The 20,868-nt window shown below is 51.5% G+C and carries 19 protein-coding genes; 11 read left to right on the top strand and 8 right to left on the bottom strand.

Annotated elements, in window-relative coordinates; translation table 11 throughout:
• Positions 1–38: 38 nt before the first annotated feature.
• Positions 39–1,076: a glycosyltransferase family 4 protein gene (locus tag BARVI_RS04640; protein ID WP_038534269.1), complete on the top strand. Its 1,038-nt coding sequence runs from the start codon at positions 39–41 to the stop codon at positions 1,074–1,076.
• A gap of 69 nt (positions 1,077–1,145) precedes the next feature.
• Here BARVI_RS04640 and BARVI_RS04645 read toward each other — a convergent pair whose 3' ends face one another.
• The 5 genes from BARVI_RS04645 to BARVI_RS04665 form a co-directional block, all read right to left on the bottom strand.
• Complete coding sequence (locus BARVI_RS04645; protein ID WP_051401087.1) at positions 1,146–2,564, bottom strand: arylsulfatase; 1,419 nt, start codon at positions 2,562–2,564, stop codon at positions 1,146–1,148.
• Positions 2,565–2,614: 50 nt separating this feature from the next.
• Positions 2,615–4,438, bottom strand: a complete 1,824-nt coding sequence (locus BARVI_RS04650; protein ID WP_198015992.1) for a sulfatase family protein — start codon at positions 4,436–4,438, stop codon at positions 2,615–2,617.
• A 247-nt stretch (positions 4,439–4,685) separates the two neighbouring features.
• Complete coding sequence (locus BARVI_RS04655) at positions 4,686–5,417, bottom strand: YebC/PmpR family DNA-binding transcriptional regulator (protein WP_025278111.1); 732 nt, start codon at positions 5,415–5,417, stop codon at positions 4,686–4,688.
• Between the two features lie 39 nt (positions 5,418–5,456).
• Positions 5,457–7,916 carry a phenylalanine--tRNA ligase subunit beta gene (gene pheT / locus BARVI_RS04660; protein WP_025278112.1) on the bottom strand — a complete coding sequence of 820 codons (2,460 nt, stop codon included), beginning with the start codon at positions 7,914–7,916 and terminating at the stop codon, positions 5,457–5,459.
• A 138-nt stretch (positions 7,917–8,054) separates the two neighbouring features.
• A complete protein-coding gene (locus BARVI_RS04665; RefSeq protein ID WP_025278113.1) occupies positions 8,055–8,999 on the bottom strand; it encodes an RluA family pseudouridine synthase in 945 nt (314 codons plus the stop codon).
• A gap of 329 nt (positions 9,000–9,328) precedes the next feature.
• Here BARVI_RS04665 and BARVI_RS04670 point away from each other — a divergent pair, with 329 nt between their 5' ends.
• Genes BARVI_RS04670 through BARVI_RS04680 form a run of 3 tightly spaced genes read left to right on the top strand, consistent with a single transcriptional unit; the run spans position 9,329 to position 11,018 of the window.
• The gene (locus tag BARVI_RS04670; protein ID WP_025278114.1) at positions 9,329–9,988 is read left to right on the top strand and encodes a phosphatidylserine decarboxylase family protein; all 660 of its coding nucleotides are present in this window, start codon (positions 9,329–9,331) and stop codon (positions 9,986–9,988) included.
• A 6-nt stretch (positions 9,989–9,994) separates the two neighbouring features.
• Positions 9,995–10,696: a CDP-diacylglycerol--serine O-phosphatidyltransferase gene (gene pssA, locus BARVI_RS04675; protein ID WP_025278115.1), complete on the top strand. Its 702-nt coding sequence runs from the start codon at positions 9,995–9,997 to the stop codon at positions 10,694–10,696.
• Between the two features lie 58 nt (positions 10,697–10,754).
• Positions 10,755–11,018 carry a DUF4834 family protein gene (locus tag BARVI_RS04680; protein ID WP_025278116.1) on the top strand — a complete coding sequence of 88 codons (264 nt, stop codon included), beginning with the start codon at positions 10,755–10,757 and terminating at the stop codon, positions 11,016–11,018.
• Positions 11,019–11,101: 83 nt separating this feature from the next.
• Here BARVI_RS04680 and BARVI_RS04685 read toward each other — a convergent pair whose 3' ends face one another.
• From BARVI_RS04685 to BARVI_RS04695, 3 genes are all read right to left on the bottom strand, one after another.
• On the bottom strand, positions 11,102–11,530 hold the full coding sequence (locus BARVI_RS04685) for a hypothetical protein (protein ID WP_232214012.1): 429 nt from the start codon (positions 11,528–11,530) through the stop codon (positions 11,102–11,104).
• A gap of 176 nt (positions 11,531–11,706) precedes the next feature.
• Positions 11,707–13,176, bottom strand: coding sequence for an aminoacyl-histidine dipeptidase (locus BARVI_RS04690; protein ID WP_025278118.1), 1,470 nt, complete (start codon positions 13,174–13,176; stop codon positions 11,707–11,709).
• A gap of 26 nt (positions 13,177–13,202) precedes the next feature.
• A complete protein-coding gene (locus tag BARVI_RS04695) occupies positions 13,203–14,243 on the bottom strand; it encodes a lysylphosphatidylglycerol synthase transmembrane domain-containing protein (RefSeq protein ID WP_025278119.1) in 1,041 nt (346 codons plus the stop codon).
• Between the two features lie 161 nt (positions 14,244–14,404).
• Here BARVI_RS04695 and rsmA point away from each other — a divergent pair, with 161 nt between their 5' ends.
• The 7 genes from rsmA to secG all read left to right on the top strand — a co-directional run bounded on the left by rsmA (position 14,405) and on the right by secG (position 20,792).
• A complete protein-coding gene (gene rsmA / locus BARVI_RS04700) occupies positions 14,405–15,190 on the top strand; it encodes a 16S rRNA (adenine(1518)-N(6)/adenine(1519)-N(6))-dimethyltransferase RsmA (RefSeq protein WP_025278120.1) in 786 nt (261 codons plus the stop codon).
• A gap of 66 nt (positions 15,191–15,256) precedes the next feature.
• Positions 15,257–16,606 carry a magnesium transporter gene (gene mgtE / locus BARVI_RS04705; protein ID WP_025278121.1) on the top strand — a complete coding sequence of 450 codons (1,350 nt, stop codon included), beginning with the start codon at positions 15,257–15,259 and terminating at the stop codon, positions 16,604–16,606.
• A gap of 115 nt (positions 16,607–16,721) precedes the next feature.
• Positions 16,722–17,543: a lysophospholipid acyltransferase family protein gene (locus BARVI_RS04710; protein WP_025278122.1), complete on the top strand. Its 822-nt coding sequence runs from the start codon at positions 16,722–16,724 to the stop codon at positions 17,541–17,543.
• A gap of 328 nt (positions 17,544–17,871) precedes the next feature.
• Positions 17,872–19,134 (top strand): sigma-54 interaction domain-containing protein, encoded by a 1,263-nt coding sequence (locus BARVI_RS04715; protein WP_025278123.1) that lies wholly within the window; start codon positions 17,872–17,874, stop codon positions 19,132–19,134.
• A 25-nt stretch (positions 19,135–19,159) separates the two neighbouring features.
• Positions 19,160–19,657 (top strand): LptE family protein, encoded by a 498-nt coding sequence (locus BARVI_RS04720; RefSeq protein WP_025278124.1) that lies wholly within the window; start codon positions 19,160–19,162, stop codon positions 19,655–19,657.
• 4 nt (positions 19,658–19,661) lie between these two features.
• The gene (locus BARVI_RS13355) at positions 19,662–20,390 is read left to right on the top strand and encodes a hypothetical protein (RefSeq protein ID WP_025278125.1); all 729 of its coding nucleotides are present in this window, start codon (positions 19,662–19,664) and stop codon (positions 20,388–20,390) included.
• 6 nt (positions 20,391–20,396) lie between these two features.
• Complete coding sequence (secG, locus tag BARVI_RS04730; RefSeq protein ID WP_025278126.1) at positions 20,397–20,792, top strand: preprotein translocase subunit SecG; 396 nt, start codon at positions 20,397–20,399, stop codon at positions 20,790–20,792.
• The last annotated feature ends 76 nt before the right edge of the window (positions 20,793–20,868 follow it).

Raw genomic sequence — 20,868 nt, forward strand, 5'->3', positions numbered from 1 at the left:
AAATGCTATTTTTGTAGCAAGCATTAATAACAACGGCCATGATTATCATCGATTGCGAAAAAATGAAATACCCCAATACCGGGCTGTTCTTCTTCTGCGACATGCTTGTCCGCTCCCTCATCAACGAGAACCACGGAGAGTTCGACTTGGGATTCTACGTACCCGGCCGATACAAAGGCCGGTGGGGGGAATCGTTCTATTACAAGAAGAAATGTTTGCTCGACAAAATCGCAGTCGTGAGCCCTGCCAAATGCCAACTGTGGCACACCACCTTCCAGCTAGCCCACTACGTACCCTGCAACGGGAAAGTGCTCCTCACCGTTCACGACCTGAATTTCCTCTACGAGAAGAGTGACCACAAACAACAGAAATACATGGCCAAGTTGCAAAAACTGGTCGACCGGGCCGACCGAATCGTAGCCATCTCGGAGTTTACCAAAGACGACCTCATCGCCCACACCGACGTAGGCGACAAGAGAATCGACGTGATATACAACGGTTGCAACCTCTACCGGGGCGAGATATGCCCTCCCGCAATCCGTCCCGCCGGCGACTTCATCTTTTCGGTGGCCACCGTCCTGCCCAAAAAGAATTTCCACGTACTCCCCTGCCTGCTACAAGGCAACGATTTGGAACTGATTATCGCCGGTAACCCGTCGTCCTATGTCGATGTCATACTCGACGAAGCCCGCCGGTACGGCGTCGAAGAGCGAGTCAAAATAGTAGGTCCCATCGACGAAAGCGTGAAACACTGGTATTTCAAGTACTGCAAAGCCTTTGTCTTCCCCTCGATAGCCGAAGGGTTCGGATTGCCGGTCATCGAAGCAATGGCCTATGGCAAACCCGTATTTCTGTCGCGTCACACCTGCCTGCCCGAAATCGGAGGCGAACAGGCCTACTATTTCAATACCGATTTCAACCGTCCCCTCATGCAAGAGGAGTTCCGGCAGGGCCTCGACGACTATTACCGCCATGAACAGGAGAGGGCCGAAGCCATCAAGGCCCATGCCCTCCAATTTTCCTGGGCCCACGCCGCCCGACAATACCTCGACATCTACAGGGAGATGACCGAGTAACAAGGTTCAACCATATGCAAGAGAATACTGATTCACCCCTATTCCCTTATAAAGTCAGAATGATGATGATTATTTTTTCTTCTTAGGCTTTTGCTCCCATCTGAAATGTATGCTTGGAGTTCTAGCCTTAGTAGTCAGTTCATTTAATTCCTCGGCTTTATCCGGATAGAGATTTATTACATTATTCGTTTCCCCGGGGTCACTATTCAGATTATACAATTCTTGAACCATCTTTTCAGGGTTAGCCATATTCAACTTGACCAGTTTCCAACCATCTTTCAGAATGGATTGCTTTCCTCCCTGCTCATAAAACTCATAATAAATATACTCATGTTGCCTTGCCTTACAATCCTCACCTTGCAATACAGGGAGATAAGATAGGCCATCGATATTCTCCGGTACCTCTACACCTACAATATCGGCTACAGTAGGGAGGAAATCCCAAAATGTAGAAATGTTATCGGTTACACGCCGCTCCTTAATCACAGCCGGCCAGTTCACAATAAACGGTACTCGGACTCCTCCTTCATAAAGATCTCTCTTATATCCTCTAAATGGTCCATTTGAATCAAAAAAATCAGGGTCATGACCGCCTACTCGATGCACTCCATTATCTGAAGAAAATATAAAAATCGTATTTTCCCATACCCCCTCTTCTTTTAATAGAGTAATAATCTGCCCCACATTTTTATCGATTTCACTAACCATTGCAGCATAAGCAGCTTTGGGTTTTAGCTGTGTCTTGAACCCCCTGTTACTATTATTGATATACGGAGTCTCCGGGAAAGAATCTTCGTATTGACTAAGATCGGGATAATCCAGATCGGCATGTGGTGGAGTTATCGCGAAATAAGCAAAAAACGGAGATGTACTATTCTCCTTTATAAATTTGAGACCCTTTTCCATAATCAGGAAATGGCTGTAAACTTCTCCGCCTAACATAACCTTCTCTTCATTCTCATACAAAAACTCCGGATAATACCGATGAGCCGCAGACTGACTCAAATAACCAAAAAAGTAATCAAACCCCTTTCGAATAGGACTCCCCTCAGTATTCGGACCTCCCAAGCCCCATTTCCCTACACACATGGTTTTATACCCTTTACTTTTCAATAGTTCAGCTACGGTCATTTCTTCAACCGGCAACGCTAAATCAAAAACACCATCGGCAGTTTTCATACCTTTATTTCCACGCACATAAGCATGCCCTGTATGTTTTCCCGTCATCAAGCAACACCGCGATGGTGCGCTCACAGTCGACCCACTATAATGATGAGTAAATAATATTCCGCGTTCCGCCAGTTTATCTATATTGGGAGTTTTTATCTTTGTCTGTCCATAACACCCCAAATCGCCAATTCCCATATCATCGGCTAAAACAAAAACGATATTGGGGAGGGATTCCTCCTGAGGCTGCCCGTACAGATTTACATTTACAGCCAGACCCGAAGCGATAAACAATCCTATAAAATTTTTATTCATACCCATGGCTACATCTATGATAACAATTATACTCTTTTACTTCAATCAGATACAAATTACTTTTTTTTGTAAATCACTTCCCACCGATCATTCCAATCGACAGCTCTAACATAACTATTCAGATATTGTAAACGCCAGGCAACACCCGAACACTTCATTTTCAACTCTTCTCCTGAAAGTTCAAAAGGTTCAATCAGTCCACTCTCGTACAAATAAGTCAAATCATTCAAGATCAACAAGGTCTCCGATCCTGTTCTCACATTGTCAAGAATCGCCATAACATCTGATTTTGAGAACCTTTCACCTGTCAATGACAAGAAAACCAATGCCCGGGACCGTACAAAACTTCGCTCATCGTCAAGCAAAGGCAATACTTCCGGTTTCAGATTTATTGCCCGCTGTCCCCAATAGGAACATGTGGTAAGTGCCCACCAACGTTCTACTGGATCCTCCGATCTTAATCCGCTAAGCAACTCATCTTGTACGTCTTCCGAGGGAACAGCAATCTGCATTTGGGCTAAATCAATAAAACGGCCTATTCGTTTTTTATTTTCCCGTCCCCAACCAGCCGGATTATCCATTGCCTCCTCCAAAATAACTGTTTCCGGGAAAAAGCCCAAGTCGTTCTTCTCAACCAGATACTTACATAACTGTCTTCTTAAACTCTCCAAAATCTTCTTATACTGGGGATTATTGGCAAGATTGTTTTTCTCAAAAGGGTCCTGTTCCAAATCATACAACTCTTCAACCTCAAAGGGCTTGAAAAAAGATTGTTGAATTTCATTCAGGCCATTCTCCCGATACAGATCCTTCCATTCTCTAAATGCCAATTGCTTATATCGATAAAATGCAAAAAGGGATTGTGAATGATAGGGTTGAAAATTCCGGGCATATCTGAATTTTCCCTTCCTCAATACCCGGTTAAAAGCATACAGTTCATCAAACCGGTCTCCATATCCAACCGTAAAATCCTCCTTTTCAATCCGAGATTTTCCTAAAAAAGGTTTTCCATCCATCTGTTTCGGAATTTCAACTCCCGCCAAATTAAGAACCGTAGGACCAAAATCCATAAACGAAACGATGTCTTTTACAATCGATCCTGCCTTCACGTTCAACTTTTCTCTCCATCTTTCAGGAACATACACAACCAACGGCACATGAATACCTATATCATCAGTATATCCTTTTGTCCCGGGAAGAGAACCTCCATTATCTCCAAACCAGAAGATAATTGTATTGTCCAAGACATCATCAGCCCGCAACATATCAATAAGAGAACCCAATTCCTTATCGGCATCTTCAATCCGGTCATAAAAGGTAGCATATGTGTACCGCATCAAATCTGTATCAGGTAGTGTCGGGTGCAAAAATACTGAATCTGTACTGTGTCGAGGTGTTACAGTCCGATATGTTTCCTTGTTAAACTGCAAACAAGATTCATGGGTATCTCCGTTGTTTCGTTGGAAAAAGAAGGGTTGATCCTTGTTGGGCCTATTTCGCCACAAATCCATTGGTCCCTTTATCTCATTCCATGCAGTCTCATCTAATTTTACATTATAATCGGTTTTTGAAGCATTGCAGGTATAATACCCCTTATCCCTGAGATACGATGGAAACATTCTCAGTCCATCGGGCAAAGGCACACTCTCCAACTTTCGATGAAAACTTCCTGCAAATCTAGGTGCATAACAGCCTGTAATCAATGTAGTACGTGCGGCCGAACTCACAGGAGCATTACTATATGCATTGGTATAGATAATTCCATTCTGTGCAAGCCATCTCACATTAGGGGTATCAGCACCTTTTCCCTCATTATATAAAGATAAATAATGGGGGGATAAATCTTCCACGAGAAACCAAACGATATTGGGTCTATCCATATCCTCGCTATGTCTCTGTCGGAATTCAGTTGCGGATATCTCCATTGACGGAATAGAAGAAATCAAACAAAGAGAGACGAGACTTTCGTAATGCATTGTTCTCATTAGTATAATTTTAATAGGTCATATTCTCTTAACATTACAATAGACAAAAAACAAGAAAGAATTTACCCAATCTCCTCTTAAAAAAAGCGAGGGAAAAGGCTTCAATCCTTTTCCCTCGCTTGTAAATAAATATAAAAACCGATTACTCTTCGTCCTCGTCTTCTTCCTTCATGTTGTGGAAGACGTTCTGCACATCTTCGTCCTCCTCGAAGCGCTCGATGAGTTTCTCGATCGAGGCACGTTGTTCGGGAGTCACCTCCTTCACGTCGTTGGGGATACGCTCAAACTCGGCGCTGATGATTTCATAGCCGGCCTCTTCGAGGTGGTGCTGTATGTTGTTGTTCTCCGAGAACTCGCCATAGAGTACGATTTCCTCATCGTCGGCCTCCAATTCGTCGACACCATAATCAATCATTTCGAGTTCGAGATCTTCGAGCGACACGCCCTCCTTGGGCTTGATGTGGAACACACACTTGTGGTCGAAGAGAAACGAGAGGCTGCCGGTCGTACCCAGCGAACCGCCGGCCTTGTTGAAATAGCTGCGCACATTGGCTACCGTGCGGGTGGTATTGTCGGTAGCGGTTTCGATAACCATGGCAATACCAAAAGGCCCGTATCCTTCATAAACAACCTCCTTGTAATCCCCGGCATCTTTCGACGATGCCTTCTTGATAGCCCGTTCCACATTCTCCTTGGGCATGTTGGCGGCTTTGGCGTTCTGCATCAGCACACGCAGACGAGGGTTGGCATCGGGATCGGGACCACCGGCTTTAACGGCGATGGAGATTTCCTTACCAATCTTCGTGAACGTACGGGCCATGTTGCCCCAACGCTTCAATTTTCTGGCTTTACGATATTCAAAAGCTCTTCCCATAGAATATTATCTTTTACTTTTATTTTTGTTAGAATTGAATTATCTCAATTGAGCCTCCAACTTCTGTTGCAGGTTGGAGATGATCTTGTGCATGATGGCATCGATCTGCTTGTCGTTGAGGGTCTTGTTCTCGTCTTGCAACATAAAGGTAACGGCATACGATTTTTTACCCTCGGGCAGATTCTTACCCTCATACACGTCGAAGAGGTAGACCTCTTTGAGCAACTTGCGCTCGCTTTCGCGGGCCACCTTCTCGATATCGGCAAAGGCTACCGACTTGTCGACCAGCAAGGCCAGGTCGCGTTTTACCGCCTGGAACTTGGGCAGGTCGCTGAAAAGTACGGTGTGCTTGGCGGCCATCTTCATCAAGGCGCCCCAGTTCAACTCGGCAAAAGCCACATCGGCATCGATATCGAACCGTTTCAGAATCTTGTGCGACACGAGCCCCATCTTGCCCAGCAGCTTACCGCCCCGGTTGCTGTATGTGAGGGCTGCCGAATAGATCTCGTCACTGGTCTGCACGGCTACCACATCACCGGCAATACCCAGGCGGGTAAAGATATTCTCGACATAGGCCTTCATCTCATAGACGCTCGATTTCTCATCGGGGTGTGCCCAACTGCCCTCTACCCGATTTCCGGTGAGCCACAGAGCAAAGTGATGCTCTTCGCTGTATCCCGAGAGAATCTTCTCGTCGGTGTGAGCCTCGGGGTTGAAATAGTAGCAGTTGCCGTTTTCATAGAACCGCAGGTTGGCACGACGGCGGTTGATGTTGTGCGAGATGCTTTCCAAACCGCCGAACAGCAGCGTCTGACGCATCACGTTCAAGTCGTTGCTCAACGGGTTGAGCAGGGTCACGCAATGAGCGCGAGGCCAGCATTGCAGGTCATCGTAGTAGGCACCGCAGGTGAGCGAGTTGTTCATAATCTCATTGAATCCGCAGCCGGTCAGTTGCTCCGAAATCAGATTCAGGAACTGGTGAGCCTCGTCGGTCGGCGTCTTATAGGAGAGGCTGGAATGCACACGGTCCGAAATCTCCACGTGGTTGTAACCATAGATGCGCAGCAGGTCTTCAATCACATCGACATCGCGTTGCACGTCGACGCGATAGGTGGGCACCCGCAGGGAGAGTTCCCGCTCATTCTCGCTCACAATCTCGATTTCGAGGCTGCGCAAGATATTTTTCACCGTATCGGCCGGAATGTGCTTGCCGATAAGGGTATCGATTTTCTCATAGGTCAGGGTAACGGAGAAAGGTGCCACGGGCGAAGGATAGATGTCGACAATGTCGCCGCAAATCTCGCCGCCAGCCAACTCTTTCACCAGCAGAGCTGCCCGTTTGAGGGTATAGAGCGTGTCGTTGGGATCGACACCCCGCTCGAAACGGAAGGAGGAGTCGGTATTCAACCCCTGCCGACGGGCCGTCTTGCGCACCCAGGTGGGATTGAAGCAGGCCGATTCGAGGAAGATGTCGGTCGTCGCATCGGTCACGCCCGATTTCAAACCACCGAACACACCGGCAATACACATGGGCTCCTCGGTATTGCATATCATCAGGTCGTTTGCCGTCAAAGTGCGCTCCACCTCATCGAGTGTCACGAACTTGTCGCCCTCTTTGGCAGGCTTCACGATAATCTTTCCGCCGGTAATACGGTTCAGGTCGAAGCAGTGGAGCGGTTGCCCCGTGCTGTGAAGCAGGTAATTGGTAATATCGACCACGTTGTTGATGGGGCGCAGCCCGATAGCCGACAAGCGTTGTTTCAGCCAGTCGGGACTCTCGGCCACCTTCACGTTGCGCACCGTCACGCCACTGTATCGGATACAAGCCTCGTGGTTCTCCACCTCGACTGCGATACCCCCGTCGGGACGGTCGATGGCAAAATCGGCCACCGACGGACGATGCAATCCGCCGTCGTGTCCCCGATGAGCCAGATAGGCTGCCAGGTCGCGGGCCACGCCATAGTGCGATGCGGCGTCGATGCGGTTGGGGGTAATATCGACTTCGAGAATGTAGTCGCTCTTGATATTATAATACTCTTTGGCAGGAGTACCGGGTTTGACCGGCTCAGGCAACACGATGATACCTTCGTGCGAGGTACCGATACCGATTTCGTCCTCGGCACAAATCATGCCGAACGACTCCACGCCGCGAATTTTCGATTTCTTGATCGTAAAGCTCTCGTCACCACTGTACAGCACGGTACCCAGCGTAGCTACCACCACATACTGTCCGGCAGCCACATTGGCGGCGCCGCACACGATTTGAGCCGGCTCGGCTTCGCCCAAGTCGACGGTCGTAATATGCAGGTGATCCGAGTTGGGGTGATCAACACAGGTAAGCACTTTACCGATAACCAGGCCGTTGAGGCCGCCTTTTATCGTCTGTACCTCCTCGATACCGCCGGTTTCGAGGCCGATAGAGGTAAGAGCAGCCGAAAGTTCCTCGGGAGTGAGGTCGAAGTTGACATAATCTTTCAGCCAATTATACGAAATATTCATAATGAACCTATATTTTATCGTCTATCTTATCGCATTTCGGGGGAGCCTGTCGTGCACCTTCCCGAAAAATTTTGCCAAAGTTAATAAGAAACTGTTTAAAAGCCAACCGGTCTACCGATTTTTCGACCCGTCGCCACACTATTTCCCGTCGACTGCCGAAGGGCCCGTGCTGGCCGTAATCGACAGGAAGCGGGGCGGTATGGGTGTCTCGAAATTCATCTCCTTGCGAGTAACTGGGTGGGCGAAACGCAGCTTGTAGGCGTGCAGGGCCACACGTCCCAGCGGGCTGCCGTGGGCACCATACTTGCGGTCGCCGGCTATGCTGTGACCCAGATCGTGCATGTGGACCCGGATCTGATTCTTCCGCCCCGTGGCCAGATTCAGCTCGACCAGCGAGAAGTGCTTGTTGCTGCTCAACACCTTGTAGCGGGTAATGGCCAGCTGCCCCTCCTCGGGATTGTCGGTCGAGTAGACCTGAAAGGCGGCATTCTCGGCCAGATAGGAGCGCACCATACCTTCGGGCTGTTCCATCTGCCCCTCGACTACGGCCACATACTTGCGCTCCAGCACCATGTTGTGCCAGTTGTGCTGCATCTGCTCCTGAATGCCCTTGCTCTTGGCAAACATCATCAGCCCCGAGGTGTCGCGGTCGAGCCGGTGCACGATAAAGAGCTTGTTCTCGGGGTTCTGCGACTTCACATAATCGCTCAGTATGCTGTATGCCGTACCCGTCTTGATGCGGTCGGTCGACATCGAGAGCAGACCGTAGCCCTTGTCGATAACCAAGATATACTCGTCCTCGTAGACCAGCCGCAGACGATTGTGCTTGAACACGCTGAACCCGGCCTTGAAATTGATTTTCAGCTCGTCACCGGCATGCAACACCGTGTCGAACTGAGTCACGGGCATATCGTTCACCGCCACCTGACGATGGGTCAGATACGACTTGACCGTCGTGCGGCTCTTGTCGCCGAACAGCGTGAACAGGTAGTTGAGCAGCGTGTCGTCGTGCTCAACCTTGAAGCGCTTGATATCTTTGTCGGAAAAACGGCGGCGGGGCCGTTTGTCGGAAGGTTGACGCATAGAATCTCTTTTTTTGCAATTTCGTCGTGCAAAGATAGTGCAAAGCCACCGCAAAGACAAACAAACCCTCTCTTTTATACGCACGTATGGCTCTTTACGGTTCGACCGATTTCAGACAAGGCCAACACGCCCATCGCTTTTTTACCTTTCTTTTTCTATTGATTCATAATCAATTACTCCTTTTCAATGCTAATATTCCAGATGAATCCAGCACACATTCCGTTCATACGCAATCCGCTCAGTTGCAGAAAAAAGAATCTTTATTTTTGTCTTTCCACAAATAACTATTACCTTTGCTCGCTACATCTAAACCGTGTTAAAAAATGAGAATGAAGATACACCGCGAAGGTAAAAATATATTACTCATCTTGTTCATAGTTCTGTTTCTCCTGAACTTACCGATTTACATGTGGGTAAAGATTGCCTGGGTAGCTATTTTTATACACATCGTCTCGCTGGTATTTTTCCTCCTGGTTGTCAACTTCTTCCGTTCACCGAAACGTCGTTTCAAAGGCGATCGCAAGCATGTGGTGGTAGCCCCGGCCGACGGCGTGGTAGTCGTGCTTGAAGAGGTGCTCGAAGACGAGTATTTCCACGACAAGCGCATGCAGGTATCTATCTTCATGAACATCTTCAACGTACACGCCAACTGGTTCCCCGTAGCCGGCAAAGTGCTCCACGTGAACCACCAGCACGGGCGCTACATGGCCGCCTATCTGCCCAAGTCGAGCACCGAGAATGAACGCTCGACCATTGTCATCAAGGCCGAAAACGGACAGGAGGTACTGGTCCGCCAGATTGCCGGTGCCGTAGCGCGGCGCATCGTCACTTATGCCGAGGTGGGCGACGAATGCCAGATCGATGAACACATGGGATTCATCAAGTTCGGCTCGCGCGTAGACGTATATCTGCCGCTCGACAGCGACATCAAGGTGAAGTTGCACGACAAAACGACAGGTGACTTGACCGAAATAGCCCGTCTAAAATAAAACGACATGAACGTAATTATCAAAAACATACCCAACACCATCACCTGCCTGAACCTGCTTTCGGGTTGTTTTGCCTGCATCTTTGCCTTTCAGGGCGAATACGATTGGGTAGCCCTGTGCATAGGACTGTCGGCCCTCTTCGATTTTCTCGACGGCATGGCCGCCCGGTTGCTGCACGCCTACTCCCCGCTGGGCAAGGAGCTGGATTCGCTGGCCGACCTCATCAGTTTTGGACTGGCTCCCGGATTGATGGTGATGTACTTCATGGCCCATGACAGCGTGTTCCACGGCATCGACAGCGAATACCAGTCGCTGTGGGCGTTGAGCGCACTGCTCATACCGGTCTTCTCGGCACTGCGGTTGGCCAAGTTCAACATCGACACCCGCCAGGCCACCTCGTTCATCGGATTGCCGGTACCGGCCAACGCCCTCTTCTGGATAGGCATCTGCCAGGCCGGACTGCACATGGAGTCGCCGGTATGCGGCTATGCCATCGTGGCGCTGGTCATCATCTTCTCGCTGCTGCTGGTATCGGAGATTTCCATGTTCTCCCTCAAATTCAAGAACCTGAAACTGAAAGAGAACTACCTGCGTTACCTCATACTCGTAGCTGCCGTTCTCTTCCTCTCGCTGTGGGGCCTGGCCGGACTGGCCGCCACCATCGGCCTCTACATCGTCTTGTCGCTGCTGACGGCTCGCAAGCGATAAAAACAAAAACGGAACGATTTTTGTTCCTGTTGGGATATAAACCTAATTTGTATCGATTATGCACCTGGCTTTTCTGCTACTGATTATACTTTTCGTCATCTTCTTCGTCCCCCTGCTGGCTCTTGTCCAGATGGTCGTGCGATTCATCTCGCGCCTCTTTTTCGGTCGCAGCGAAGGTACTGCGGGCAACCCCTTCGGCCGCCAAAGTCAGAACCGCGCACAAAGCGGACGCACCACCTGGTACACCAGTTCCAAAAAGAGCAAGAAGAAAATCGACAGCTCGGAGGGCGAATACATCGACTTCGAGGATATAAAAGAATAGGAGAGCCACCGAGCGGAATCCCCTGCAAGGCCCGCATCGCGTCTCTCCCATGACATGTGTTTCGTCGGTCGGATAGCTGTGAGCTATTTCACCGACAAAATCTCTTCTACGATAAAGTTGCTGTATCCACGCCAGGGCAATACTCCCAGGTACTCGTTGTATTTCAGCTCGACATGCCGCCCGCTCATGCGCATGAGCGAGTCTGCCAAATTGGCATCATCGACCGAAAAGATAAACTGGTTGGACTGCAAGGACCCCTGCCCGGCCGTGCGGAAGCCCTCCATGATGAGCGCCCCCTCGTAGGTCTTGAACACATATCCCTTCTTGACCACATAGTTGAGGGTACCCGCCTTCACTCCCGTGCCGAACACAAAATAGTAACGCACATACACAAAGGCACCCAATGCCAACACAAGCACCACGGCCGCTCCCCACAAAAAGCGACGAATCGACCGGCGCCAGGCTTCGCCCCGTTTGGGCTCCGCCTGATTCTCGTTTACACGGCTATCCATTTCTCTTCTTTTTTCTCGACTCCCGTCCGTGCCCCCGACCGTCCGTGCCTCGCACATCGCAGGCCGGGTTCACACCCGAACATGAAAATCGTGTTTGCAAACAAAACTGTATTTCAAAACAAAAAAGCAGCCGATGCGCCCGGGCACATCGGCCGCTTTTAGCAAATATTATCGGTTCAGCCCTTCACCGGAATGTTTTCCAGCGCAGCCAACAGCAATTCCCAGAAGGTCTCGACCGTCGAAATCTCCACCTTCTCGTTGGGCGAGTGCGGGTGCTTGATGGTGGGGCCGAACGAAATCATGTCCAACCCGGGATAATTGGCACCGATGATGCCGCATTCGAGACCGGCGTGCATCATCTTCACCTGAGCCTCATGCCCGGTTACCTGCGGATAGAGGCGCTTCATGAGGTTGAGAATCTCCGACTTGAAGTTGGGTTCCCAACCAGGATAGGCGCCGTCGAAATCGACCCGGGCACCGGCCAGCGAGAAGGTACTCTCCAACTCCGATGCCAAAGCCCGCTTCATGCTCTCGCTCGAACTGCGCACGAGAATCTTCACCTCGATATACCCTTCGGAGGTGCGCACAATCGAGAGGTTCGACGAGGTCTCTACCACGTCGGGCGCATCGGGAATCATGCGGTACACACCGTTGTGGCAAGCCACGATGGCATTGATCAGGTCGTCCTGTATCTCCTCAGGCAGGAGGGTGTGCGGCAGGGCCGTCTCCTCGGCCTTGAAGTAGAGGTTCTCCTCGATAAATCCATACTCCCGTTTCAGCGTGGCCGCAAAATCGTCGACCGCTTCCAGGAAATCGTCCTTATCCTCGGCCAGGATAGTCACCACGGCCTCAGCCTCGCGCGGAATGGCATTGCGCAGCGTACCGCCGCTGTAACTGGCCAGCCGGGCCTCATACTCCGACACAGCCTCTTTCAGGAAGCGAAACATCTCTTTGTTGGCATTCATGCGCCCCAGGTGAATATCGACACCCGAGTGGCCGCCATGCAGCCCGCCCAGCGTCAGCTTCACGGCAATCTCGTTGGGAGCCGGCGTGTAGGGCTCCTCCTTGTAGCGGAACTCGATATTGACATCGACCCCACCGGCACAGCTCATATACAGTTCACCGTCCTGCTCCGAGTCGGTATTCAGCAAAATCTCGCCATGCAGTTCGCCCGGTTCCAGCCCGATGGCTCCATACATACCCGTCTCCTCATCGTAAGTGAAGAGGGCTTCGAGCGGACCGTGCTTGATATCTTTCGATTCGAGAATGGCCAGAATCGACGAAATGCCGATACCGTTGTCGGCACCCAGCGTCGTCTCGGTCGCCGTCACCCACTCGCCGTCGACACGGGGCAGAATGGGATCGGTCTCGAAGTTGTGCTTGACCGACTTGTTGGCCTGGGGAACCATATCCATGTGTCCTTGCAGAATAACCGGCTTGCGGTTCTCCATGCCGGGAGTAGCCGGCTTGCGAATGATGACATTTCCGGCTTTGTCGCGAAGGGTCTCCAATCCCAGCGAGCGGCCTACCCCCATGATATACTCGGTAATACGGTCGAGGTGACCCGACGGACGGGGAATCTGACAAATCGCTTGAAAGTGTTTCCACACAGCCTGCGGCTGAAGAGATGTGAGTTTGCTGTCCATAGTAGAAATTTTATAAATCCATAAATTCAAAGGCGATCCGACTCGGGAATCTCCGTCACAATATCTTCCATGACCGGTTCGCCCTTGGGTTTCTTTTTATCGCAAGCCATCGAAATGAAGGCATATATTCCTATCAGTACCACCAGCACCATTTGCGCCCCGTGTGCCACAAAGGCAAAAGCCCCGGCCTCGTTACCGGTAATGCCATAGTAGGAGAGTCCGGCGATAACCGCCAGATGCCACGGTCCTATCCCCCCCTGCACGGGAAGTCCCATGCCCAGGCTGCCCAACACATAGAGCAGCAACACAGCAGCTACCGTCAGGTGCGATGTGCTGGGGAAAGCAAATATGCACAAATATAACTGCATAAAATAGCAGAACCAAATAAAAAGGGTATAGAAAATAAACCAGAATTTACCTTTCATCGTCACAATCGAGGCAAAGCCGGCCCAAACGTTGGCCATGAGACCCCGTATCCGCTGCACGAAACGGCTCTGGCTGTTGGTGCGGAAGAACCACACGACAGCCACCACACAGAGGGCGATACCCACATAGAGCCACACCGACGTGAGGGTCCCGATTACCCCCGCCTCAATCGACGGATTCTCGTCGAGGAACTGGCGGAAGGGCCTCATCTGCATGAAAAAGACCAGCAGCGTGAGCAGCGCCAACATCGCCGTGTCGGAGAGGCGGTCCGAAACCACCGACCCCAGCACCTTGCTGAACGAGGCCTGCTCGCGCTGAGCCAGGTATCCGCAACGCCACACCTCGCCCAACCGGGGGAAGAGCAGGTTCATGGCATACATGCCGAAGATGGCATTGACCAGCTCCCGCATCGAGGGATATATGTGAAGGGCACGCAACTGCAACCGCCAGCGCAGCGCCCGGGCTATGTGGCTGAACACGGCTACGACCATCGACAAGATGACCCAGAAGTAATTCACATCGGTTTTCAGGATTTGGAATATGGTCTCTATATCCAGCTTTTGATAGACATACCAGAACAACCACACGCCGCAAAGTAGAGGGAGCAGATATTTTACAATATCGCGGATTATCCTTTTCAATTTTCCCGTTTTAAAAATTTATTATACCTTTGTATGCCTGCAAAGATAAGGGTTTCTCTTCAACTTTGTAGCGAACGGAGGCATGAAAAATCTCCCGGGAGAAACGAAAAATCTCCACTTGCAAGTATTTTATTGACAACCACAGAAACCGCGGAACCTTCATGAGCTACATGGTCAGACCCAAGAAGTCGCTGGGACAACATTTCCTCACCGACCTGCACATTGCCGAAGCGATTGCCGACACGCTCGATGCCTACCGGGGCATGCCCGTGCTCGAAGTGGGCCCCGGCATGGGAGTCCTCACCCGCTATCTGCTCGACAAGGGGCACGACCTCACGGTGGTCGAACTCGATTCCGAGTCGGTCGAATACCTGCAAGAACATTTCCCCGCACTGGAAGGGCGCATCTTGGAAAAGGATTTCCTCAAACTCGACCTCGCGCAACTGTACGACGGCGAGTTCTGTGTCATCGGCAACTACCCCTACAACATCTCGAGCCAAATATTCTTCAAGATACTCGACTACAAAGACCGCATACCCTGTTGCAGCGGCATGATTCAAAAAGAGGTGGCCGAACGCATGGCCGCTCCCCCGGGAGGCAAGACCTACGGAATACTGAGCGTGCTGATGCAAGCCTGGTACGATATAGAATATCTCTTCACCGTTCCCGAGCACGTGTTCAACCCGCCGCCAAAAGTCAAGTCGGCCGTCATCAGAATGACCCGCAACCAGGTCCGACAGCTGGGCTGCAACGAACAACTGTTCAAACAGATTGTCAAGACAGCCTTCAACCAGCGGCGAAAAACCATGCGCAACTCGTTGCGAAGTCTGGTCGGGAAAGAGTGCGAGGTACTGGCCGACCCCATCTTCGACGAGCGTCCCGAACGACTGTCGGTCGAGCGGTTCATCGCCCTCACCAACCTGTTAGAGAATTACATCACCTCATAATCAACTTGCCGGAATACCGTCTGCTGCTCCACCCTGTTCCGGCCCCAAACCCAAGGAGGCAGAAACATGGAAAAGTTTACGCCCGAATACATACAGAACGTTCAGCAAATCATCAAGAACGACGAGAAAGACAAGGCCCGCGAGCTGCTCAAAGACCTGCACCCCGCCGACATTGCCGAACTTTACCAACAGCTCAACCTCGACGAAGCCGAATACATCTACATGCTGCTCGACGGTGAGAAGGCCGCTGACGTCCTGCTCGAACTCGACGAGGACGACCGCAAAAAGATGCTGAAACAGCTGCCCAGCGAAGTCATCGCCAAGCAGTTTATCGACTACATGGACTCCGACGACGCCGTAGACCTGATCCGCGAAATGGACGAGGACGCCCAGGAGGAGATTCTCTCGCACATCGACGACGTGGAACAGGCGGGCGACATCGTCGACCTGTTGAAATACGACGAGGACACCGCCGGCGGTCTCATGGGTACCGAGATGGTGGTGGTGAACGAAAACTGGAGCATGCCCGAATGCGTGAAGCAGATGCGTATCCAGGCCGAAGAGCTGGGCGAACTCTACTACGTCTACGTAGTCGACGACGACGACCGCCTCAAAGGCGTCTTCCCCCTCAAAAAGATGATTACCAACCCCTCGGCCTCAAAAATCAAGCATGTCATGCGCAAGGACCCCGTATCGGTCAAGACCGACACCCCCATCGAAGAGGTGGCCGTCACCTTCGAGAAATACGACCTGGTAGCCGTGCCGGTCATCGACAGCATCGGCCGGCTGGTGGGGCAGATTACCGTCGACGACGTGATGGACGAGGTGCGCGAACAGTCGGAACGTGAGTACCAGCTGGCATCGGGTCTGTCGCAAGACGTCGAATCGAACGACACCGTCTTCACCCAGACGGCTGCCCGCCTGCCGTGGCTGCTCATCGGCATGTTCGGTGGACTGGCCAACTCGGTCATTCTCGGCAACTTCGAGGCCAACATCGCCCGCAACCCCGCCACCGCACTCTTCATTCCCCTCATAGGCGGTACCGGTGGAAACGTGGGCATACAGTCGTCGGCCATCGTCGTGCAGGGTCTGGCCAACGGAAAACTCGACATGAAGACCGCCGGCAAGCAACTCTTCAAGGAGTTGGGCGTAGCCCTTATCAACGCCTGTATGATTTCGTTGCTCGTTTTCGTCTACAACTGGTTCTTCCTCGACAACATGGCCACCACCGTGTCGGTATCGCTGTCGCTCTTCGCCGTCGTCATCTTCGCCTCGATATTCGGTACCCTCGTACCCCTCACCCTTGAACGGTTCAAAATCGACCCCGCCATCGCCACAGGCCCCTTCATCACCATTACCAACGACATCATAGGCATGCTCATCTACATGAGCATCAGCTATATGCTTGCCCCATAAACGATGCAAAACGAAAAAATTTACAACGTTTTATCCATTTCAATCGTTATTATCTTTATTTTTGTCCATGCAATTGAGAAATTGAGACTAAGATTTAACCGACATAAACTCAAAAATGAAAAGAAGCATACTGGATATCTCGGACTTACAAGACATTATTCCCCAACTGAACAACGAGTGGGGAGCCAAACTGCTCAAACAGCTGATCAAAATATGTAAAGTCGACGATATCAATGCCCTGTACGGACGACACTGCGACCTGCGAGGGGCCGATTTCGTCAACGCCATCATCGACGATTTGGACATCACCTGCCGAATCGACAACGAAGAGGTGCTCGACCACCTGCCCGAAGGCTCGTTCGTCACCATCTCCAACCACCCGTTCGGAGCCCTCGACGGCGTCATCATCATCAAGCAGATTGCCTCGCGCCGACCCGACTACAAGGTGATGGTCAACTGGATACTCGGCTACATCAAAGCCATGTCCGACAACTTCATTGCCGTAGACCCCTACTCCAACCCCGACCACCGCATCGTCTCACTCAACGGCATACGCGAAGCCCTCATGCAGGTCAAAAACGGCCACCCCCTCGGGTTCTTCCCGGCAGGAGCCGTGTCGCGGCTCAAATGGAGCCTTAAAATCGAGGACCGGGAGTGGCAGCCCAACATCATACGCCTTATCCAGCAGATAAAGAAACCCGTGATTCCCGTCTATTTCCACGGGCACAACTCCCTGCTATACAATCTGCTGGGACTAATCAGCTGGCAACTGCGCGCCATGCGCCTCCCCGCCGAAGTCTTCAAGAAAGAACACAAGACCATACACTTGACTGTGGGCAACATCATCTCGCCCGAAACTCAGGCCCAATATCGCACCACCGAAGAGTTGGGGGCTTTCCTCCGTCAGGAAACCGACAAGTTGAGAAAGGTAAAATAACAGCCTTGAATGCGTACAACACTATGACTGGCCTCCTGTTTCCCTATCTTTGGATAGGAGATAGGAGGTGAGCCGTCATGATCTATCCTGAAAATTGCATTTTCACTTGTCTCTGCTCTCGCCTTTCGCTATCTTTGTAGAAGATAGGATTCGGCTCGGTATAGCCAAACTCGGAAACTACGTTTTCATTTGTCTCTGCTCACACCTTTCACTATCTTTCCATAAAATAGGAGGCGGATCGGCATAATCAAACCGAGAAAACTTCGTTTTCCGTTTGTCTCTGCTCTCGCCTTTCACTATCTTTGTAGACCTAATGATTTCAAGAGATATGATTCCCGCAGAAGTACAGCAAACCAAACAGCGATTCGGCATCATAGGAAATGCCCCGGGGTTGATACGCGCCATCACCCGGGCTCTGCAAATCGCTCCCATCGACCTAGCCGTGCTCATCACCGGAGAGAGTGGTGCCGGAAAAGAGTTTTTCCCGCAGATCATTCATGCCAACAGCTCGCGCAAGCATGGGAAATATATTGCCGTCAACTGCGGTGCCATCCCCGAGGGAACGATTGACTCCGAACTGTTCGGTCACGAAAAGGGGGCCTTCACAGGCGCCTTGTCGGCCCGCAAGGGTTATTTCGAGGAGGCCGACGGCGGTACCATCTTTCTCGACGAGGTGGGAGAACTGCCCCTCACCACACAGGCCCGGTTGCTGCGTGTGCTCGAAAGCGGCGAGTTTCTCAAAGTAGGCTCCTCGACGGTACTGAAAACCAACGTGCGCATCGTGGCAGCCACCAACCTCGACATGGTCAAGGCGGTGTCGGAGGGGAAATTCCGCGAAGATCTCTACTACCGGCTCAGCACCATACACATCGAGATACCGCCCTTGCGCGAACGGGGCGACGATATTCTGCTGCTCTTCCGCAAATTCTCGACCGACTTTGCCGAACGCTACCGCATGCCTGTCATTCAACTCACCGACGATGCCCGCAACGTATTGCTCAACTACCGCTGGCCGGGTAACGTGCGCCAGCTGAAAAACATCACCGAGCAGCTCTCTATCTTCGAGACCAACCGCGAGGTCGACGGCGCTACCTTGCAGGGCTATCTGCCCCAGTACAATATCGAAAAGTTACCGGCCCGCTCCACCCCTACCGAGCAAGACCGCACCTTCTTCGAGAAGGAGCGCAAGATGCTCTACAAGACACTCTTTGAGATGCAGAAGGAGTTGGCCGACCTGCATGCCAAGGTCGAAGAACTCACCAAGGGGCAACCGGTACAAACGACAACGATTACCCCGTCGACCCAATCGGTTACCGTAGCCCGTTCCATGGCACTCACACCCGTCACGACGGCTATCCCCGTCCATGTACCGTCGCCCAAAAGCAAAACCATCGACGAGACCGAAGGCGAGGTTATCCCCAATGAGGCCGAATATGTGGAGGAGCAACCTACCACGCTCGAAGATACCGAAAAGGAGACCATTCGCAAAGCCTTGATACGCAACCACGGGAAGCGCAAAAAGACGGCCGAGGAGCTGAAAATCTCGGAGCGCACCCTCTACCGCAAAATCAAGGAGTATAACTTAGAATAAGATAGAACAGAGAGTCTTAATGCCTATGAAACGGATTATCACCATGCTGCTCGTCGTGCTCTCGTCATGCAGCATCTCCTATAAGTTCAACGGAGCCTCGATCAACTACGACACGACCAAAACCATATCGATTGCCAACTTCCCCATCAAGGCGGCCTTGGTATATCCGCCGTTGGAGGAGTTGTTTACCAACTCGTTGAAAAACGCCTATACCCGCCAGACCCGTCTGCAAATCGTCAACAGCAACGGCGATCTGCAACTCGAAGGCGAGATTACCAACTACGACCTCACCCCCCAGGCCGTTACCGAGAATGCCTATGCCTCGCAAACGCGGCTCACCATCACGGTGCGGGTGCGGTTTACCAACACCAAGGATCCCCAATTCGACCTGGACCAGAGTTTCTCGGGCTATAAGGACTTTTCAAGCACGCAGATGCTCACCGACGTGCAGGACGAGCTGATTCAGCAAATCACCGACGAACTGGTGGACCAGATTTTCAATGCAACCGTAGCCAACTGGTAATGCCATGATTTCACGCGAACAAATACGCAACTTGCTCAACGGGGTGTGCGACCAGCCCATCACCCGGGCCGACGCCGACCAGATGGCCGCCGACTACCCCTACTTCACCGTGCCGCAACTGCTCTATCTCAAATACACCCCCGGGGCCATGCCCGACGAGCGTCGCATTCAGCAGGCGCTCATTCAGGCCAGTCCCGACGAGCACCTGGAAACGGTTCTCGACATCGAGGGCGAATCGTTTGCCGACCTCTACCCCAAGGCTCCCCACACCGATACCACCATGCAGGCGATTGACCTCTTCCTGGGGACTTACCAGAAAGGAGGCAAACTCCCCACCGAAGATAGCCTCGACAAGCTCATCGCGGGCAGCGTGCTGGCCCAGGCCGACTACATGAGCCTGCTGAAAGACGAGCAACCGGCCACACCCCAGCCCGAACGGAAAGCCGCTCCGGCTCAGCCAGCCGTCGAACGCAAGCTCGAAACAGGACCGACACCCACCCGAAAGGCCACGGCCGAACGGGGGAATGCCCCGGCTGTACCGCCCGCCGACACGGCTACCGACGATACCTTCTTCACCGAAAGTCTGGCCAAAATCTACATCAAACAGCGGCGATATGAGAAGGCTTTGCAAATAATTAAAAAATTAAGTTTGAAATATCCAGAAAAAAATATTTACTTTGCAGACCAAATAAGATTTTTGGAAAAATTGATTATTAACATAAAAACAGAATAACAGAAAATGTCAGTAGTATTAACCGTTTTTATCATCTTGGCTTCGTTGCTGATGATAGGCATCGTATTGGTACAGAAATCAAAAGGGGGAGGCCTTGCTTCCAATTTCGCATCATCTAACCAGATTATGGGTGTTCGCAAGACCACCGATTTCGTAGAGAAAGCCACTTGGACACTGGCTGTCGTAATCATGGTTTTAAGCATAGCTACCGTATTTGTATCGCACAACAGTCAAACCACTTCCGGTTCGGAAATCAAAGACGTAGTAAACACCGAGGCTCCTGCCGCCCTCCCCGGATTCGAAACTCCGGCTACCGGCAACCAAGCTGCTCCGGCTCAACAAGCCCCTGCTCAACAGGCTCCTGCCCAAGAAGCACCGGCTCAGGAGACTCCGGCCCAGTAATCACGCGATTCAAACCTGACTTTATACGATGCCCGAACCTACTATGTGTACGTTCGGGCATTTTGTTTCAACCATA

Source organism: Barnesiella viscericola DSM 18177, assembly GCF_000512915.1.
Classification (GTDB): Bacteria; Bacteroidota; Bacteroidia; order Bacteroidales; family Barnesiellaceae; genus Barnesiella; species Barnesiella viscericola.

Bases quoted from the DNA above. Each gene is read 5' to 3' on its own strand.
- secG (WP_025278126.1), top strand. From the start codon at position 20,397: ATGTCAGTAGTATTAACCGTTTTTATCATCTTGGCTTCGTTGCTGATG.
- pheT (WP_025278112.1), bottom strand. From the start codon at position 7,916: ATGAATATTTCGTATAATTGGCTGAAAGATTATGTCAACTTCGACCTC.
- BARVI_RS04710 (WP_025278122.1), top strand. From the start codon at position 16,722: ATGAAAAGAAGCATACTGGATATCTCGGACTTACAAGACATTATTCCC.
- BARVI_RS04720 (WP_025278124.1), top strand. From the start codon at position 19,160: ATGAAACGGATTATCACCATGCTGCTCGTCGTGCTCTCGTCATGCAGC.
- BARVI_RS04680 (WP_025278116.1), top strand. From the start codon at position 10,755: ATGCACCTGGCTTTTCTGCTACTGATTATACTTTTCGTCATCTTCTTC.
- BARVI_RS04715 (WP_025278123.1), top strand. From the start codon at position 17,872: ATGATTCCCGCAGAAGTACAGCAAACCAAACAGCGATTCGGCATCATA.
- BARVI_RS04645 (WP_051401087.1), bottom strand. From the start codon at position 2,564: ATGGGTATGAATAAAAATTTTATAGGATTGTTTATCGCTTCGGGTCTG.
- BARVI_RS04640 (WP_038534269.1), top strand. From the start codon at position 39: ATGATTATCATCGATTGCGAAAAAATGAAATACCCCAATACCGGGCTG.
- rsmA (WP_025278120.1), top strand. From the start codon at position 14,405: ATGAGCTACATGGTCAGACCCAAGAAGTCGCTGGGACAACATTTCCTC.
- BARVI_RS04670 (WP_025278114.1), top strand. From the start codon at position 9,329: ATGAAGATACACCGCGAAGGTAAAAATATATTACTCATCTTGTTCATA.
- BARVI_RS04685 (WP_232214012.1), bottom strand. From the start codon at position 11,530: ATGGATAGCCGTGTAAACGAGAATCAGGCGGAGCCCAAACGGGGCGAA.
- pssA (WP_025278115.1), top strand. From the start codon at position 9,995: ATGAACGTAATTATCAAAAACATACCCAACACCATCACCTGCCTGAAC.
- BARVI_RS04650 (WP_198015992.1), bottom strand. From the start codon at position 4,438: ATGGATAGACCCAATATCGTTTGGTTTCTCGTGGAAGATTTATCCCCC.
- BARVI_RS13355 (WP_025278125.1), top strand. From the start codon at position 19,662: ATGATTTCACGCGAACAAATACGCAACTTGCTCAACGGGGTGTGCGAC.
- BARVI_RS04655 (WP_025278111.1), bottom strand. From the start codon at position 5,417: ATGGGAAGAGCTTTTGAATATCGTAAAGCCAGAAAATTGAAGCGTTGG.
- BARVI_RS04665 (WP_025278113.1), bottom strand. From the start codon at position 8,999: ATGCGTCAACCTTCCGACAAACGGCCCCGCCGCCGTTTTTCCGACAAA.
- BARVI_RS04690 (WP_025278118.1), bottom strand. From the start codon at position 13,176: ATGGACAGCAAACTCACATCTCTTCAGCCGCAGGCTGTGTGGAAACAC.
- mgtE (WP_025278121.1), top strand. From the start codon at position 15,257: ATGGAAAAGTTTACGCCCGAATACATACAGAACGTTCAGCAAATCATC.